This is a genomic window from Massilia sp. BHUDP2, assembly GCF_046236355.1.
GTDB lineage: Bacteria > Pseudomonadota > Gammaproteobacteria > Burkholderiales > Burkholderiaceae_D > Telluria > Telluria varians.
Genome location: NZ_JBJUVW010000013.1, coordinates 1 through 329 on the forward strand (window position 1 = coordinate 1; position 329 = coordinate 329).

General features: G+C 69.3%; 1 pseudogene. It reads right to left on the reverse strand.

The annotated features are described in order from the left end of the window. A pseudogene (locus tag ACK6C6_RS24500) lies at nucleotides 1-329 on the reverse strand (IS1595 family transposase); the annotation flags it as partial.

A 329-nucleotide genomic window follows, 5' to 3' on the forward strand; every position in this document is an offset into this window, starting at 1 on the left:
ACCAGCAGCACATCCCTGTCCAGCGCCGGAAGCAGATAGCGGTGCAGCTGGGCCGTGGTGACGGCGCCCCGGCCGGTAACGAAATCGAAGGTAGCGCCGGTGCGGTCACGGGCGACCAGCACGCAGACGTGTTCACTGTTGATGCCGCGCCGGCTGGCAACGCCCCCGCGCTTGCGCGGCGGCCGGTCGAGCTTGCGCGAGCCCTTCCGGGATTCGAGCAGGAACAGTTCATCGGCTTCGGCGATGCCGGCCAGTGCCGCAGGGCGGTCATCCTTGGCCAGGTGCAGGAAGCGGTGGCGCCAGCGGAAGCTGGTGTTGCGGTGCACGCT